This is a genomic window from Legionella jordanis, from assembly GCF_900637635.1.
Classification (GTDB): Bacteria; Pseudomonadota; Gammaproteobacteria; order Legionellales; family Legionellaceae; genus Tatlockia; species Tatlockia jordanis.
On record NZ_LR134383.1, the window covers coordinates 1,631,569 to 1,649,154 of the forward strand.

Below are 17,586 nucleotides of genomic sequence, written 5' to 3' on the forward strand. Positions count from 1 at the left end.
TTTGAAAAATAGGTTTATAAAATGAAAATATGTTTCCCTTCCGTGAGTCATGCAAATGGCCAGCCTTTTATTTTTTTCTACGACGAGAAAGCAAATACGGCCAAATGTTTCCTCCAATTGGCAGGAACAGAAAATACTGATGACTATGCAACCCGCTTATCCTCCTTAAAAAATATTGAGGGTATCACAATAACCGGTGAAAATGAGGTTACCATTGAGGATGTAAAAAAGTTTACTCAATCCCACCCTTATATGCCGATCTGCAGCGTAAGCCATGGGACTTTTTTTAGACATGTACGAAAAGAAAGACCGAGCATTCTTTCTATGTCTGGAAAGACAGAGGGTGAGGTGGAAACCCAGCATCTAAATGCGAGCGGTATTATGGTGGAAGCTTTAATTACACGCGAGAAAAGACCTGGCGAATGGGGAAATACCCTAAGCTATCTGAATTATTTTCATGAAAAGACTAAAATTGATGAATCCTCAAGGACTAAAGATTGCATCCTCGGAGCTTCCGATCTGATGAAGGACTTCCAATATCAGAAAAATAAAAAGTTATATGTCATAAAGGAGGCACAAATCACAATTATCGCCTATGTCTTTAATGAATTATTAAACCCGACCTATATTAAAATCAATGGCAACAAACCTGTACCTAATAATTTGGCGAGCTACTTAGTGAAAGCAATTGAAAATTGCATGCTTAATGAACGTTTAAATTGCGGTCCTACACCTTCCGAGCGCTTAAGCAAAGAAGAGAGGGAGGAAAAATATCAGGATGAAAAAGAATACTTATTTGCAGTCAAGCAGGAACAAATTGCACGTGTAAACATCATGCTAAGACCGCTTCTCTTTTTTATAGACTCGGAGATGGCTGCAACTGAACTGACTAATGACAATGAAATAGCTCACTCGCTTGAATTATTAAAACAACAGCTAACTCCTGAAGTTCTCGATGATTTGAAGGGGTGCATCAAGGAATTAAGAAGCCAAACCATTAAAGCGGGTGCCGATCAATATACCTTTCATCAACTGGCTGAAACGTTGAGATCGCAAATCGAAAGCAGACCGAGCAATTTTGGGCAATTTTACTCTTGTTATCATCTTGTGCATCAAGCCTTGGAAAGACATAAAATTAAAGAAGATAATCTGGCCAAGCTTGCTGAAGAAATCACTTTAAATGCAATGGCTTCAGTTGCAAAAATTGCCACTACTCAAGAAGCCAAAGCACACATTGGCAAGCTATTCCCTAATGCGGATAAGGACTTCTATTTAAGCAAAATCTGGTCTGAGCTATTGGCGAAAGAGCTTGATGTCTTGCTTGACTCCAAAGTTAAAAAGAAATTGTCTGACGAAATTTCAAAATGCATCACTGCGTTCGTTGAACGCCATTTGGCAGAAATGACGGAACATTCAATGGATGAGCCAATACACTCAAATTCCAATTCAGGACTAGGGATTTAATGATAATTGCTAGTTTTTATTCAAAATTCTGAGTATTCTATGGCGGCGTTGTTAACAAGGAGACAGCCGTGACAACAGTCGCCAGTTTTGAAATACCCTTCATCCAATTCATCAATGAAAAGGGTGATTTAACCTGCAATACTTTGCCTTCTTTAGCTGCGGATAAAGATGCTTTGAAGAAGCTGTACAGCATAATGGTACAAACAAGAACATTTGACCGAAAAGCAATTGCTCTGCAGCGAACAGGAAGAATGGGCACCTACGCACCCATAAATGGCCAAGAAGCCATTTCAACCGCTATCGGCCATGCGATGCGAAAAGAAGATGTGCTCGTGCCTTATTACCGTGATTACGCAGCCCAATTTCAAAGAGGCGTCAAGATGTCTGAAATCTTGTCTTATTGGGGGGGTGATGAGCGAGGAAGTCGTTTCGCTTGCGACTCAGAAGATTTGCCCATTTGCGTTCCGATTGCTTCCCAATGTTTGCATGCTACCGGAGTAGCGTTTGCCTTTAAATACCGCGAAGAAGCACGCGTTGCTGTGGTCTGTATTGGTGAGGGCGGCACTTCTGAAGGCGACTTTTATGAAGCCATGAATGTTGCAGGTACCTGGAATTTACCCGTTGTTTTTGTGGTTAATAATAATAAGTGGGCCATTTCCGTACCTTTGTCCAAACAAACAGCCGCTCAGACTATTGCTCAAAAAGCGATTGCAGCCGGATTCGATGGCATTCAAGTGGATGGCAATGATATTTTTGCCTGCCGTGAAGTCATTGGCAATGCCATTGAAAAAGCCAGACGTGGTGAAGGCCCTACTCTGATTGAGGCTTTGACCTATCGTCTCTGCGACCATACAACTGCTGATGATGCTACTCGCTATCAACCCTGTGAAGAAGTTGAACAGGCAAAATTAAAAGAACCCATAAGCCGGTTTAAGCATTATCTGGTAAAAAATCAGATTTGGGATGAACAGCAAGAAAAAACATTAATTGATCAAAGCAATAAAATGGTTGAAGCAGCAGTCGATGAATACTTAAACACTGCGCCACAACCTGTGAGCAGCATATTTGATTACCACTATGCCGAATTACCTGACTATTTAATCGAGCAACGCGCCATTGCCATGGAGGAAGCGGAACATGCCTGATATCACTCTTGTTGAAGCCGTAACTCAAGCATTAGCTTATGAACTCGCGAATGATGAAAACGTCATCGTTTTTGGCGAAGATGTTGGAAAAAACGGCGGTGTGTTCCGCGCTACAGTAGGCTTACAAGATCGCTTCGGCGAACGTCGCGTCTTTGATTCGCCACTTGCAGAATCCATGATTGCAGGCCTAGCCGTGGGTATGTCGACGCAGGGGCTAAAACCTGTTGCCGAGTTTCAGTTTATGGGATTTATATATCCTGCACTGAATCAAATTATTTCCCATGCAGCACGTATGCGTAACCGTACACGTGGACGTCTCCACTGTCCAATCGTATTTAGGGCCCCTTTTGGTGGAGGAATTCGTGCTCCAGAGCATCACTCTGAAAGCACCGAAGCTTTGTTTGCCCATATCCCAGGACTGCAAGTGGTCATTCCCTCTTCACCGAAACGTGCCTATGGTTTATTACTCGCAGCCATTAGAAACCCAGACCCCGTTATTTTTCTTGAACCTAAAAGGATTTATAGACTGGTGAAACAACCGGTTGAAGACGATGGAGTGGCCCTTCCCCTGGGTAAATGTTTCACGCTTCGCGAAGGAGACGATGTGACACTAATCAGTTGGGGAGCGAGCATGCATGAAACCTTGCAGGCTGCAAAACAACTCGCTGACGAAGGGATCTCATGCGAAGTCATTGATGTTGCAACCATTAAGCCTTTGGATATTGAAACCATTCTAACGTCAGTAGAAAAAACTGGCCGCTGTGTTATTGTCCATGAAGCTGCCAAAACCGGTGGGGTCGGGGCTGAAATTTCGGCGCAAATTATGGAACATTGTCTAACCGATTTAGTGGCTCCTGTGCAGCGTGTAACAGGCTATGATGTCGTTATGCCTTATTTCCAACTAGAAAAACAATACATCCCGAGTGTTTCTCGGATTAAAGACAGCGTTTTAAGCATAATGGAGTGATCATGAATATATTCAATTTACCCGATTTAGGCGAAGGCTTGCCTGATGCTGAAATACATGAATGGTTTGTTAAAGAAGGCGATACAGTAGAAGCTGACCAGCCGCTTGTTTCCATGGAAACTGCAAAGGCAGTCGTCGACGTCCCTTGCCCACAGGCTGGAACAATTATCAAATTGTTCGGAAAACCAGGGGACGTGATTAAAACAGGTCAACCTTTGGTGGGCTTTGAAGCTGCAGCTTCAGCACGCGAAGACAAAGGAACGGTTGTTGGCCATTTAGAGGAAAGCGCTGATAGCAGTGAAGACAATTTCAGCATTGGGGTTCAATCAGGAACCTCCACTCGCATAAAAGCGACACCCGCTGTAAAACTGCTGGCAAAAAAATTGGGGGTGGATTTAAAATCAATCGCTGGAAGTGGAGAACACGGGCTTGTTACCCGTGAAGACGTTGAACGGGCAGCCAATCAGAAGGAAGCATTACCCGATGGCTATGAACCTTTAAAAGGGGTTCGGCGAGCCATGCTAAGCAGCATGGTACAATCCCATCAAGAAATTGTCCCAGTGAGTATTTTTGATGAAGCCGATATTAATGCCTGGAGCGCCCAGACCGACATCACTGTTCGCCTCATTCAAGCCATTGTCTATGCCAGCCGCAAGGAACCCTCGCTGAATGCATGGTTTAACAGCGCCCACAGCGCACGAAAATGTTTTTCCGAGGTGCATTTAGGATTAGCTATGGACAGCAGCGATGGATTATTCGTTCCTGTCATTCATGATGCAGCCAAATACGATGGGAACCAACTGCGTCAAATCATCAATGATTATAAAAAAGAAGTGCAAAATCGCACGGTTGCCCCGGAAAACTTAAAAGGCGCCACCATTACGCTATCAAATTTCGGGAAGTTTGCAGGTCGTTTTGCAAGCCCCATTATTGTGCCGCCCATGGTAGCGATTATAGCCGTTGGCCGGCTGTATGAAGGTGTTGTTGCGCACGGCGATAAGATTGAAAAACACCGCATTCTACCCTTGTCATTAAGTTTCGATCATCGCGCCGTAACAGGTGGAGAGGCAACTCGATTCCTCGGGGCCGTCATTGAGTCACTGCAAAAGGCTTAATTAAAATTGCGGTTCAATTAGTCCTCAAGCTAATTGAGCTGCATTAACTCCCTACTTGCCTTATGGCATCTTCTTCGCTGATCATTAAAATGTCACGGCTATACCAAGAGCAATCATAAATCCATCGAATTAATTTTGGATATTACTCTGCGGAGCTTGGGATAAAATAAAGATTTTGAAAGAATAAAGCAGAATAAATGTCTTAAGCCCCTGAAGGCTTAAGACTTTTTCATTTAGGCAGTCACAGCTATAGCCGATGAAAGGGTATTCTCCATGTCTTTAACCATCTTATATCGATTGGTTTCAGCAAAGAATAACGCGTGGCCAGTTGCAATTTTATTGATTCCCAAAGCAATGGCAGCAGTAACCAAAGCAGCCAAAACGGTGAATACAAAGGGTTTCCAGAAAGCACGATGCTTAGACATGTGATCGTCCTGGCTGTGCAGATGCTCCATAAAATCCTTTTGGAAAACGGTGAAATCTTGGGCTTCCAGACTTCCTTTAAGGATATAAGCATCCAATCTTTCCCTTAAAGTACCAGCGAGGGTTATGGCAATATTATCTTTAATCTCTTCACCATATTGCTCAAGCTCTGTGATTTTCTTCGTCAAAGAAAGCACGGCTTGATGCAGCGAAGCATTTTGATCCGCCCATGTTTGGAGCTCCTCCATTGCACTCTCATGATTAGGAGAGGCACTTGCTTCAGCGCTTACGTAACTGTTTGCATCTGTTGGAGTTTGTTTATCCAAATCCTGGATTTCAATCATTAGTCTTGTAGTGAGGGAACGTAAGTTAAATCCCTGGAATTGTACTTTGCTGGCTAAGTGCGCAAGCAGGTTCTCACTGTCACCAGATGCTCGATAGTCTCCTAGCAATTCTAGTAGTCTGTTTACAAACTGTTCTCTTGCAATTTTATCGCTTGAAGTAAAAAAGTCCTTGCTGCGATAAGCAACATTGCGATGTTCAATATACTGAGAAAATCCCTGAGTGTATTTTTGCACAATTTGTTCTCTTGTCTGGAAACGTTGCAACTGCCCAGACAGGATGCTTTCATTTTTAATAATTTGGGAATCCAAATCCAAAATGGCTGATTTTACATCCAAAACTCTTGTTCTAAAGTCTGCTGTATCAGGTAGTAAGCGTTCAAGAGTGTCGATTAAACCCGTAATGCTGGTTACCGAACTATTGGCTCGATATGCCTTAACCGTCTCCACAGCTTCTTGATGAGCTTTAATATGTACTTCTTGCTCTGAGAAATCCATGTGTAATCTTTGGCTCTGCTGTGTTAGTTCCTCAACACATGCAGTAAGTACAGCATCGGCTTTTTTAATTAATTGCGCCTCTATTTCCTTAAGAAGGTCTGACAAATCTTTCCTTTCGCTTTCAACATCAACAACAGAACCATATGATGTTGTTAATTGTCGTCGCAATTCATCAATCTTTGCAAAAGAGGGAGCGATTTGGGAGCAAATGGTATTAAACTCTTCAAATTGGGCTCCCAAATCTCCATTAGAAATTTCTCCGCCCACTTTATCCAGAATGGCATTAAGTTTGTTTGTAACTACGTCCTTTCTTAATTCAGCAATTCTATGAGCCGTTTGCATTTGGATTTTTGCTAGAACCTCATAGCTGTCCTTGTAGCCTTCTAAACCTGGACTTAGGTTTTCAATTAAAACCTTAAACTCATTAAACGTTGGGTTTAATTCGCCGAGATTCTCTTCGGCATTTTGAATGTCCCCTGAATTAAACAATTCTATAACCTGATTGTTCCCTTCAAGCAAGGTCTGGATAGTTTTCAGAATTAAAATTTCTTCCTGTAAAAGTTTCTCACCGCTTTCAAGTTGAGATAAAGCACTGGTTTGCTCTTTAATAGCTTCTAATGCATTGGCACGTTTTAAATTGTACTCAGAGCTGAGTTTAACCTGGGCATCATCGATTTCAACAATGAGAGTCAAGAGCGATCTCAAATTAGCTATTGATTTAGTCAATTGCTCCTTCATTTCCATGTAGAGTTTTGCTTTCAATACCAGATCAAATTGTTCGGTTGTTTTCCTTACAATCGCTTCCCTGTTTTTACTAAAGCTTGTTTTCTCATCATACCCTAATAATATCAACAGTAATTTGGCATTGTTGCTGTTTGCTGTGACCCCAAAGGCCTCCTTAAGTTTAGGAGACACTTTTATCCGATTAATTTTGGATTCATCGCATTGCGCTTCAAGGCATCCTCGATAAAACTCATACAATTCATTTTCTTGATTGCTAAATTGATGGGCTTTTGCATCTTGCTCTCCACTAAAAATCAACAGGGTATCAAACGCCAGTTTTAAACCTTCAAATGAGTCGAGTGAAATGTCATATAAGGAATTAATAGTTTGTGGTGAAACCTCTAAGCTAAGCAGAGGACCTCTTAAATGTTGCAAATCATTTGAAATTTCTTTAATTAAAAGATTCTTGTTATGTCTTAGTTTTAGGGTAGGATCATCCCAGCTCAGAGGATTGCTTATGCCATATTGGTCATCAATCTGCACCGCTTCTTTTTGTTTTTGACTCAATTCTTCGGCAGCACTGTTTAGTTTATTTTGTTGCTCCTTCAATAAATGCTCTTTCTCCTTAAGTACGGAAACAATATGGTCAAGATTTAAACCGGAAACCAATTTTTGCATTTCAGCTGCTGCTTGTTCCTTCTGCAGGCGTGAGTTGAGCTCAGTGCCTTTTTCTCTAAAGGCATGGGCCGCCTGTTTCATAATTTTTTCGACAGTCTCATACTGCTTTGTAGTTTGTTTATGCAAATTTTCGATATTTGGTCTCAATCGAGCCAAGGAACCATTTGGATATTGTATGGAGGACAGTTCATCCTTCAAGGAGCTTAGTGCCTGCTGCGCCTCTTCAAATGATTGACGATTTTCCTCAAGAGTTTGCAGGGCTTTTTCCAGATCATTTAAATTACCCACCACGGACAACTCAGTTACCCTTTGCAGCAATCCAGAAAATTCATGGTCCAAGGCAGCCAGCTGTTTTGAGAAGTCTTCGAATCTTGAAGTATGATATTGTAGGAAAGCTTGTTCCTTTTTAACTTGTGCTTTTTTAAGCTCTTCTTTAAGTGCCGCTTTTTGTTCATTCAATACAGTTTGAAGACGATTGCGGATTGGAGACCATACAAACTTATAGCCGTCCTCCATTAACATTGATTCAGGAAGTACTTTTCCGGAATAGTCAACGTTAAAATTTCTCCTATCACTTTCAAGTTGCTCAGCCAGCTTTGGATGCGCATTGAATAGTTGTGCAACTGTTTGGTTTTGATAGCTTTGCAATCTTGCATCAATTCGTTCCAGTTGCTTCTTCAACTGAAGTTCATAATCTTCAATTTGATCAATTGCGGACAAATCTACAGGCATTCCAGATACATCCGGACTAGTCCCTGTAACTTCCATGATTTCTTCCTGGTAAGATTGTATTTCACAGTCGAGGAATCTTGTGATGAGTGACATTTTTGCTCGCTCACTCAGCACATGGTTTGATCGACCATAGGCCTCAAAATAGCTAACGAGTTTGTCGGACAACAACTCGGGAGCAATACTCGATTTTAGCCTTTGAAAATTTTGGTTAAAATCATGGTTTGACTTTCCGATTGTGTACACCCAGCGACTGTCTTTATCTTCCACATAGGTAATGCCATAAGCGATTGCGTTTGGGTGGAGGAAAGAAAGAAGACTATCTAAATGATCCGGGGTATTTTCAAGCAAGTTAAATAGAAATCCTATGAACTCATAGGTAAGAGGATGCGTTACATTCAAATCGTACAGTTCAGAATCGCGTTTAAAGTTTTCTGAAAGATCCTCCTGCGCTTTATTGATAAATTCTTCTAATTTAAAACTACCATTTTGCTTAAAAAAGGAGGAAAAATCTTTTGTAAAAATCCATTCAATTTCAGTGGAATAACTGTCAACATCATTACAGGGAATGTCTTTTACAGCAGCAGAAACTTCATCCGCTAAAATTTGTTTGAGACGCTCAGAAAAAACTTCTGGGTTGGTAATGTCCTGGCTGGCCTTCTTGGCAATACTTTTTAGATTTTCCTTTAGATGATGATAGATTACCAAGCGGGGGGTAGCAAAATTCTCAAGCAATCTCTTCCCCTCTAACATCATGCTTCCATATTTGAGAACCAGACCAGCAGTATTGGGCTGATTACCCTTATCGAAAGAGGGTACTATGCTTTTTGCCATTTGGATAAATCTTAAGAGGGTTTGGAATTGCTTTTCAGTATATAGACTTTCAAGATTTGGGCTTACCCTTACAGTTTCACCTGCACGTTGTGCCAACTCAGTCACTTTAGCTTCTATTTGCGGAAGGAGCTTGCCCAAACCACTTTCATTAAACGTTGTGTACTCAAACTTTTGCTTCATTTAATTATCCAATTCCAAAGCCTAAATTATGGACATACTTTACATTATTAAGCTTAACTGAATATTAACATTGATAAATTGTTGAAGTTCGTTTGAGTTAGACACTGTTAAGTGGGAGTAAATACAACCATTAGACCAATCGATTAAGTAAAGCCGCTAACCTACATCCAGCTAATGCAATTTGCTTTTTAGTTAAATTTGAAGCGTTTTTTTGGTAATTAGTGCTGGGTTTTTGCCCAGGAGAAATGGTATACACCTTCATGAGTGCCAATTGATGCGACTCTAAAGCCCATGCTTTTGGGTCAACAACCATATTCTGAACGTCACAAGGCCATTTTCTTTCGATTGCATCCGCTTGTCTCTTTAATTCTGATGCCTTTACTTTGTTATTATAAATTAATAAGCCGCCACCCCGATCCCAATAAGAATGTAAATTGTCTCCTACCGGATTGTCTCCCAAGGGAAATAAATTTCCTCCCTGATCGCCTTTGGGATGATTATGACTAAACTGGTTTGCCGCATGCAATGGCTGATGAATATCACCCACTACGTGCAGTAAAATCCTTAATGAAAATCCCTTATCAAAATTGTTCCCATATTTTTTTTGCAGAAAATGACTTGCATCTTCGATAGCAGAAACCGCATTGATATCCTCCGGTAGAATCAATTCCGTACCATCTCGGGAAAAAGGGATATCTATATAATGTTTGGATTGCAACCATAGATCCTTACGGTAACGTAAACTATCGAGCCATGCTGCGGCATTAATCATATTTTGAGGTCGATAGACTTTATTTAAGGCTTGGTTGTATTTCTTATAGATTGTTTTCGCACGCGGTGTTAAATGATTATAGGCAATTTGTCCGACCAGGCGATGTCCCAAAGAGTTCCAAGAATAACTCTTTGGGCTTGGGCTAATGAACATGAAAGCAATTAAAACAAAGTTGAAAATCCATTTCATCGATTTTTATCCTAAATAGGGAGACCAGGCAGGTTCTTGAACATCTCCTTGGCGAGCCGGTAAGCGGATTTTTACTCGACCATCAATCGAAACCAAGCCTAATACCCCCTGATCATTCACACGAGTTGCGTAGAGAATTAAGCGACCATTGGGGGCTACAGAAGGTGACTCATCAAGAGGGGCAAATGTTAGTTGTGAAACATGTCCCGCCTCATCCTGAACGGCAATGTTAAAGCTCTTGTCTTCTCTGTGCAGCATCACAATGTGCTTTTGGTCAGGCGTATAGGAAGCCTTGGCATTGTAATTTCCCTCATAAGTTAAACGGCTGATGCTGCCATCGGCTAATGAAAGCCGGTAAACCTGTGGGGAACCACCCCGGCCTGAGGTGAATAACATGGAACGGCCATCGGGAGAAAAACTGGGCTCGGTGTCAATTGCATCACCAAAAGTCAGTTGTTTCATGCTGCCATTGCTCAAATCAACCGTATAAATTTTGGGGGAGCCACCTTTTGAGAGCACCACAGCCAAACTTCTGCCATCCGTTGACCAATCTGGCGCTCCATTAATGCCTGTAAAATCCGTGACCAGACGCCTTCTACCAGTAGCTACATCCACGGTGAAAATTTGAGCTTTCTTTTTCTCGAAAGAAACATAGGCGATTTGCCGACCATCAGGAGACCATGAGGGAGACATAATGGGTTCGGTAGAAACTAAAAGACTTTGGGGATTGTAACCATCAACATCGGCCACTTCCAAAAAGTACCTTGCACGTTCCCCTTGACGTTGAACCAGAATATAAGCAATCTTAGTCGAAAAAACTCCTCGCTCGCCAGTCAACTTTTGATAAACATCATCGCTGATGTGGTGGGCCAGAGGACGAAGCTCGTTGCCACTAATTTGATAGCTTCTTGATAGCAAAACTTTGCCTTGGGCAACAGCATCCAATAGCTCGTAATGAACCTCATAACGATTATAACCGGTTCGTCGAACACTGCCGGAGAGAATGCTGTCAGCTCCAGCCTGGCGCCAGCTACCTACTGAGGGATTGGCATTAAAGCTTTGCGGTGGTGCAATAATGCGAAATTGGCCTGAGAAACTGAGATCATTATTAATTACAGCCGAAATCTGCCGTCCAGTTTCGTCCCCACCAAAGGAATCAATACCAATGGGTAAGGCAGAGCTAATGCCTTGAGTTAACTCCAGGTCCACCGCAAAGAGGGTGGATGAAAATAACAAAACAAGTGCTGTTATGAAACTTTTAATTGACACATTTACCCCCTAACGTTTTCAGGACGCACTGTTAAACTAATATCGCGAAAGATATCGAAAGTCGCAGGATCACTTGGGACTGGAAGGGGCGAAGCCTTATAAATGGCAGTTTGTGCAGAACGATCCAAAACGGGATCTCCGCTGCTGCGGGTTAAGGTCACTTCCAACACAGCGCCATCGGGTGCCAAGCGAATTCTGAATTGGCTCGACAAGCCGTTGCTGACGTTATCAGGTAGTATCCACTGACGGCTAATTGCATTAACAATCATGCTTTTATACTTATCAACTTCACTGGCAATTTGTGCATTTCTGGCTTGCTCTGCAGCTTGTTGAGCCGCTGCTTGTCGTCTTTTTTCAGCCAATTCGGCTTTCGCTTTTTCTGCACGAGCCATTTCCGCTGCCTTTTCTTTCTCAGCTTTTTCCCGTTCCGCTTTTTCTTTTTCTTCCTTTTCCTTTCTAGCCTGCACTAAGTTTGCTTTCTCTTTCTCAAGCTTCTCATGATCAGCTTTCAACTTTTCTTCCAATTGCTTCTTCTTTAACTGCTCAAGCTTGGCTGCTTCTTCTTCCTGTTTTTTCTTTAACTCTTCCTGTTTGGCCTTTAAATCTTGCAAGCGTTTGGCCTCCAGTTCTTTTTTTAAAGCCAGTTCTTTTAGTTTGCGTTGTTCTTCCTCAACTTGTTTTTTGCGGGCTATGGCAATACTTTCAGCCTCCTCTTTAAGTTTGGCCAAACGTTGTTGCTCTTGCAGACGCGCTTGCCTTGCTGCCTCTGCCTGTTTAACCAGTGCTTGTTGTCTGGCTTGTTCCGCCTTAAGCTTATTCGCCTGCTCTTGTTTTAACTGGTTGACCGTTTTCATCACTTCCTGGTTATCAAGGCTAACCGCTTTAACAATTTCTTTGGGCGGCTCAGCGGAAGTAACTACTGGTAGATCCTGTTTTATCTCAGTTTTAGCCGATGAAGCTGACTGTTGCATGCTGGGATCAAGCAGAAGGACTAATGCCAAGAAGAGATGCAAACCCAATGCAATATAAAATGCCTTGCGATAACTCTGCTCCCTTATCATCCGCGGTTCTCCTCTCCTGCTTCAGAAGAGTCCGTTAATAACCCCACCTGTTCAGCTCCGGCTTGCTTCAGCAAACTCATCGCTCCCACAACTTTACCATAGGGTACACCCTGATCTCCCTTAACCAACACATTAATGGCTTGATTGTTTTGGCGAGCAAGTTCTAGTTCTGCTGCGACTCTAACCATTAATGCCTTTGACTCCATTGGAGTTTCAGGCGTCGAACTGATGTTCAGAAAGTAATCGCCCTGTTGAGTCACTGAAACTATAATGGGCTCCCTGTCTGAAGGTTTTAAATTTTGACTGGCTGCTTTAGGTAAATCGACAGTAACCCCTTGAGTTAACATAGGGGCAGTGATCATAAAAATAACCAATAGCACCAGCATTACATCAATGTAAGGAACCACATTGATTTCTGCGATGGGGTTAGAAGCTGATTTTTTCTTTTTTAACATAGTTACCCTCTAACTGTGGTAGCCGTTTGTTGTTCAATAAGAGACACCAGTTCTTCCTGAAATAAATCGTAGCGATCCAACAAGTCGCTCGCCCGAGTTGAATAGCGGTTAAAGGCAATTACGGCAGGAATTGCCGTGAAAAGACCTAATGCCGTAGCCACTAAGGCTTCAGATATTCCTGGAGCTACCATAGCAATGGTAGCTTGCTGGGCATTACCTAAAGCTTGGAATGAAGTCATGATTCCCCAAACTGTACCAAAAAGACCCACATATGGAGCAATCGAACCTACTGATGCAAAAAAAGGCAGGTGTTGCTGCAATTGGCTCGCCTCTTTCGCATGCTTGATCTGCATCGCTCTTTGAATAGGTTCAATGAGAACCGCACCCAGCTTTCGTGAGCGGATGAATTCTTTGAAACCGGCATGAAAAATTGCAGCAAGACCTTGTCGACTGTCCACATTGCTATCAATGTCTGCATACAGCTTGCTCAAATCACTGCTCGCCCAGAAGCGGCGGGTGAAACCATCACACTCTTCTTTTTTTTGCTTAAAATACCAAGCTCTTTGTAAGATCAGTGTCCATGAAACAATAGATGCCGTGAGCAATATCATCATAACGCTTTTTACAACAAGACCGGCTTGTAAAAAATAACCCAATACACTGGCATGGCTACCCACTTTTTCCTCCACTTACACTTAAATGTCTAAATTTAACTTATACTTTGTGCACTATAAGTTACTTATGGTTAATATCCTTACATCAGGCTGTTTGACTGCAAAGCGAAAATTACATCTCTCTCATTTCACTGGCTATGTTAAGGGTTTTCTTCAAAATTCAAGTCTGCTTTGAAAATAAATTCTCTGGGATCCTTTTAGGTTTTTTGTTCGCATTTACACAAACCAGGGTTATAAATCCTCTACAAAGTAATTTGCCATCCTGATTGGAAATATTTTGTTCGAAATTCAAACTGCAGGATGTTTTACTTTCTATTTTTGATGAAACCGTTAGCCAATCGTCTAAAAATGCTGGAGCTAGATAATGCAGTTTTGCCTCAGTAATTACAAAGTGGCAATCATACTGCGCAAGCATGGTTAAAGACAAGCCAGACTTGCGTATCATTTCAGTTCTTGCCCTATCAAAATATTTGAGATAGTTTGCGTGATAAACAATTCCCATCAGATCCGTATCTTCTGAGTAAACTCTTATTTGAATCTCATCAAATTCATCTAGGGAAAACATACTAATTGTGCTCAACCATAGCTATGCCGAAATGTTGATAGGCTAACTGAGATGCCATGCGACCTCGCGGAGTGCGCATTAAAAAACCCTGTTGGATTAAATAAGGCTCAAGCACATCCTCAATCGTCCCCTTCTCTTCCCCAATGGCTGCTGCAATGCTATCAATGCCTACAGGCCCCCCGGCAAAACGTTCAATGACGGTGAGAATGAGTTTGCGATCAAGCGTATCGAATCCATGTTGATCCACATTGAGCATCTCTAAAGCATGTTTTGCTATATCCAAAGTAATAATGCCTTTCCCTTTCACCTCAGCATAATCGCGCACACGTCGTAGCAATCGATTGGCAATTCTTGGAGTGCCACGGGAGCGCATTGCAATTTCACGAGCACCAGCCTCTTCGGTTTTAACTCCCAGCAACCGCGCTGAGCGTGTCACAATTTGGCACAGGGCATCTACGGAGTAAAATTCCAAGCGCTGGACAATGCCAAAGCGATCTCTTAAAGGGGATGTTAAAAGTCCTGCGCGAGTGGTTGCTCCGACTAAGGTAAATGCTGGTAACTCAAGCTTTATGGAACGAGCCGAGGGTCCTTCTCCAATCATAATGTCTAATTTATAATCCTCCATGGCAGGATATAAAATCTCTTCAATGACAGGGCTTAGCCGGTGTATTTCATCAATGAATAGGACATCGTTTTCCTGAAGATTGGTCAAAATCGCAGCAATATCCCCTGCCCGTTCAAGGACAGGTCCTGATGTTTGCCTCAAATTCACTCCCATCTCATGCGCAATGATATTGGCCAGGGTTGTTTTACCCAGACCAGGAGGACCAAAAATCAAGACGTGATCAAGTGCATCCTGGCGATTTTTAGCGGCATCAATAAAAATGCGCATTTGAGAGCAAATCGCTTCCTGACCTATGTATTCATCAAAGGACAAGGGTCGAATAGCTCGATCTAAAGCTTCTTCAGAGACAGGAGAATGGGCGCTTATCAAACGATCACTTTCAAGCATAGCTATTCAGATTTATCTGGCCAGAATGTCGGAATTCTAACACAGCTTTTTTATCCAGGCTTCAATGAAATATAAATCCACTTCCATAAAGAGTATGGCTGGTTAATTTTTGCGCTTAGCAACCATTGCTGTCAATTTCCTAAAAATTTTTCTTGTATTCTCAAAAGTCTGTACATATCGGGAGAAATTTGATCTGAAAAAATAATGAATCGTGTTGTATGCTTAGGCTTAGTTAAACTTATCACATGGAATAATCCAGTAGTCATTAGAACTCTCAGTTCTTCGAAATCATTTATCTGCCCTTTATTATTCTGCACCCACCATTTTTTTTGATCGTAAAACAGTAACTGGTAGTTTGGATAAGGAATAGGTTGCAGAATGATTCTTAACAAACTCAAAGCCAGAAGAAGGAAGATTGAGCATTTAAAGCCGACAAACCAATTCGTATTAAATACTATGAAGAACGCCACTCCATAAACCAACAGCACAAGGCGTAAAAAAATAAATGATTTATCGAGTTTGAGTTTGCAATTTAATGAATTCAACAATATCGACCAGTTCCTTGTCAGATGGTTTCTCATAGCCCATTAGCCAGCTATACAAATCAGGATCAATGCAGTCTAGCAGAGTTTCAAAGGAGTGAAGCTGGGACTCGTTTAATTGCTCCAGATGGTTATCAGCGAAGCGGATTAAAATTAAATCAAGCTCAAGCATGCCACGTCGGCAGCGCCATCTTAGCCTGGCTTTTTTACTTGGATCAAGCATTCTATTATACCGATTGTCAAACGGCATGATGGTACACTAAACTTCACGATAACCGCAATTAGCAGAAATGAAAATGCAACCTGAATTTTTAATAAACAACAGGCCATATACACTGAGTTTAGCTCTGGAACAGGAACTCATATTTGATGATACACAAAATTATTTGTTTGATTTGTCCTATTTAGGCGGACTGTCCATAGAAGGTGAGCGCGCTCGTGAGTTTTTACAAGGGCAACTCAGTTGTGACATCAGGCAAGTTTCTGCGAACGAGATGCGCCAAGGTGCACTTTGCAATTTAAAGGGCAGAATTCTTGCGTTAATGGATGTGGTTGATTGGCAAGGCATGCAATTGATTCTGCCGAAGGACTTGCTGGGTGATACAAAGAATTCCATGTCCAAAACAGCGATGTTATCCCGAGTCAAAGTTGAAGAAGCCCATTCTTATGAGGTCTATGGATTGTGCATCAATGATCGCCATGCCTTTGCGGGGCTTGACCTCCACGAACTAGATGGCAGTCATCATTGTGTACAAACGGATGATTTCTGCATTTATGCACTCAATTTTCCCCTATGTATTTTGCTCATTAAGAAAGAAAAACGAATTCCTTTTATTGAGTCACTAACCAGTAAACCTCATCCAAGAGGGTCTTTAAGCTGGCACTATCTAAATCTTCGCCAGGGCCAAGTTGAAATTTATCCAGAAAGCAGAGGGTTATTTCTACCGCATCGCCTCGATCTACATTTATCGGGCCATCTAAACTTTGATAAAGGCTGCTACAAAGGGCAAGAAATAATCGCCCGCACACATTACCGGGCTAAATTAAAACATGGCTTACGCCTCTTTAACGTCTCAGAAGAACACATTCCCCTTCAATCAGGACAACGCCTATTTGATGCTTCAGGAACCACTGAAATTGGAGAATTGATTGATTGCAGTCCAGGTCCCGATCGTACTTTCCTTATCGCTGCAAGCATGCTGCTTGATGCTCCCAGTGAAGCAAAAATAGAGCATGAACCTGCAATAATTCATTTAAATCCGCTTACCTAAGATTCATTTCTGCTGAGCTGCATAGGACTAAGCTCAGCCAGAATATTAGTACTTAAATTTATCGACGAAGCATTCGTCGAAGTACATCATCTTTGTCAATAAAATGGTGCTTTAAAGCTCCAGCAACGTGCAAAATAACCAATCCGATTAGTATCCATGCAATCGTTTCGTGCACCTCAGCCATAAATCCCGCTAAAGGTTTACTGAGAGGGATCCCCGGCAAAGACAATGTGGCTAATGTAAAGAATGAGGGCGGTCTATTGGCAGCAACCGACATGATCCAGCCGCTTAAAGGCATTAAAATTAAAAAAAGGTAAAGAAACGATTGCACAAGGCGGGATAAAAAACGCTCCCATCTGGGAACGTTTACTGGTAAAGGAACGCGACCTGTATACATTACCCACACTAAACGAATAAGCATGACAAAAAGAATGGTAAGGCCTATCGACTTGTGAATCATAAAGCCTGTTCTTTCGGATTCCTTCGGCAGTCCATCCAGGAAGAATGAGAGCGACAACATAAGTAGCACAAGAACTGCAATAAACCAGTGAACAAATTTAAAACCTGCAGAATATTCTTTAATTGGCCGAAGTCTTTGCATTGAAAACATCCATCATAAAAAATGATTACTATATCCAGTAACTTAGATTGGATGCAAGACATTAGCCAATGCCTAAGA

At 41.9% G+C, this 17,586-nt stretch carries 16 protein-coding genes; 5 read left to right on the forward strand and 11 right to left on the reverse strand.

Annotated elements, in window-relative coordinates; all coding sequences use genetic code 11:
* Positions 1-21 precede the first annotated feature (21 nt).
* The 4 genes from EL203_RS07250 (at position 22) to EL203_RS07265 (ending at position 4,691) form a co-directional block, all read left to right on the forward strand.
* A complete protein-coding gene (locus EL203_RS07250; RefSeq protein ID WP_058470953.1) occupies positions 22-1,464 on the forward strand; it encodes a hypothetical protein in 1,443 nt (480 codons plus the stop codon).
* A 68-nt stretch (positions 1,465-1,532) separates the two neighbouring features.
* Positions 1,533-2,609: a pyruvate dehydrogenase (acetyl-transferring) E1 component subunit alpha gene (gene pdhA, locus EL203_RS07255; protein ID WP_058470952.1), complete on the forward strand. Its 1,077-nt coding sequence runs from the start codon at positions 1,533-1,535 to the stop codon at positions 2,607-2,609.
* Complete coding sequence (locus EL203_RS07260) at positions 2,602-3,576, forward strand: alpha-ketoacid dehydrogenase subunit beta (protein ID WP_058470951.1); 975 nt, start codon at positions 2,602-2,604, stop codon at positions 3,574-3,576. The genes pdhA and EL203_RS07260 overlap by 8 nt, the downstream gene beginning before the upstream one ends.
* 2 nt (positions 3,577-3,578) lie before the next feature.
* Positions 3,579-4,691, forward strand: a complete 1,113-nt coding sequence (locus EL203_RS07265) for a dihydrolipoamide acetyltransferase family protein (protein ID WP_058470950.1) — start codon at positions 3,579-3,581, stop codon at positions 4,689-4,691.
* Positions 4,692-4,924: 233 nt separating this feature from the next.
* On the opposite strand, the gene EL203_RS07270 is transcribed toward EL203_RS07265, so the two are convergent.
* From EL203_RS07270 to EL203_RS07310, 10 genes are all read right to left on the reverse strand, one after another.
* The gene (locus tag EL203_RS07270) at positions 4,925-9,097 is read right to left on the reverse strand and encodes a coiled-coil domain-containing protein (protein ID WP_058470949.1); all 4,173 of its coding nucleotides are present in this window, start codon (positions 9,095-9,097) and stop codon (positions 4,925-4,927) included.
* 130 nt (positions 9,098-9,227) lie between these two features.
* Positions 9,228-10,058 (reverse strand): S1/P1 nuclease, encoded by an 831-nt coding sequence (locus tag EL203_RS07275; protein ID WP_058470948.1) that lies wholly within the window; start codon positions 10,056-10,058, stop codon positions 9,228-9,230.
* A 6-nt stretch (positions 10,059-10,064) separates the two neighbouring features.
* Complete coding sequence (tolB, locus tag EL203_RS07280) at positions 10,065-11,321, reverse strand: Tol-Pal system beta propeller repeat protein TolB (protein WP_058472199.1); 1,257 nt, start codon at positions 11,319-11,321, stop codon at positions 10,065-10,067.
* Between the two features lie 8 nt (positions 11,322-11,329).
* Positions 11,330-12,388, reverse strand: a complete 1,059-nt coding sequence (gene tolA / locus EL203_RS07285; protein WP_058470947.1) for a cell envelope integrity protein TolA — start codon at positions 12,386-12,388, stop codon at positions 11,330-11,332.
* Positions 12,385-12,843, reverse strand: a complete 459-nt coding sequence (gene tolR, locus EL203_RS07290) for a protein TolR (protein WP_058470946.1) — start codon at positions 12,841-12,843, stop codon at positions 12,385-12,387. Before tolR ends, tolA begins: the two co-directional genes overlap by 4 nt.
* Before the next feature lie 2 nt (positions 12,844-12,845).
* The gene (gene tolQ, locus EL203_RS07295; RefSeq protein ID WP_058470945.1) at positions 12,846-13,520 is read right to left on the reverse strand and encodes a protein TolQ; all 675 of its coding nucleotides are present in this window, start codon (positions 13,518-13,520) and stop codon (positions 12,846-12,848) included.
* A 157-nt stretch (positions 13,521-13,677) separates the two neighbouring features.
* Positions 13,678-14,082: a YbgC/FadM family acyl-CoA thioesterase gene (locus EL203_RS07300; RefSeq protein ID WP_058470944.1), complete on the reverse strand. Its 405-nt coding sequence runs from the start codon at positions 14,080-14,082 to the stop codon at positions 13,678-13,680.
* 1 nt (position 14,083) lies between these two features.
* Positions 14,084-15,094 (reverse strand): Holliday junction branch migration DNA helicase RuvB, encoded by a 1,011-nt coding sequence (gene ruvB, locus EL203_RS07305; RefSeq protein WP_058470943.1) that lies wholly within the window; start codon positions 15,092-15,094, stop codon positions 14,084-14,086.
* Positions 15,095-15,225: 131 nt separating this feature from the next.
* Positions 15,226-15,675: a protein YgfX gene (locus tag EL203_RS14770; RefSeq protein WP_375232620.1), complete on the reverse strand. Its 450-nt coding sequence runs from the start codon at positions 15,673-15,675 to the stop codon at positions 15,226-15,228.
* On the reverse strand, positions 15,605-15,859 hold the full coding sequence (locus tag EL203_RS07310) for an FAD assembly factor SdhE (protein WP_064108394.1): 255 nt from the start codon (positions 15,857-15,859) through the stop codon (positions 15,605-15,607). Before EL203_RS07310 ends, EL203_RS14770 begins: the two co-directional genes overlap by 71 nt.
* A gap of 73 nt (positions 15,860-15,932) precedes the next feature.
* Here EL203_RS07310 and ygfZ point away from each other — a divergent pair, with 73 nt between their 5' ends.
* Positions 15,933-16,907 carry a CAF17-like 4Fe-4S cluster assembly/insertion protein YgfZ gene (ygfZ, locus tag EL203_RS07315; protein WP_058470940.1) on the forward strand — a complete coding sequence of 325 codons (975 nt, stop codon included), beginning with the start codon at positions 15,933-15,935 and terminating at the stop codon, positions 16,905-16,907.
* 58 nt (positions 16,908-16,965) lie between these two features.
* Here ygfZ and EL203_RS07320 read toward each other — a convergent pair whose 3' ends face one another.
* A complete protein-coding gene (locus EL203_RS07320; protein ID WP_058470939.1) occupies positions 16,966-17,508 on the reverse strand; it encodes a cytochrome b in 543 nt (180 codons plus the stop codon).
* Between the last annotated feature and the right edge of the window lie 78 nt (positions 17,509-17,586).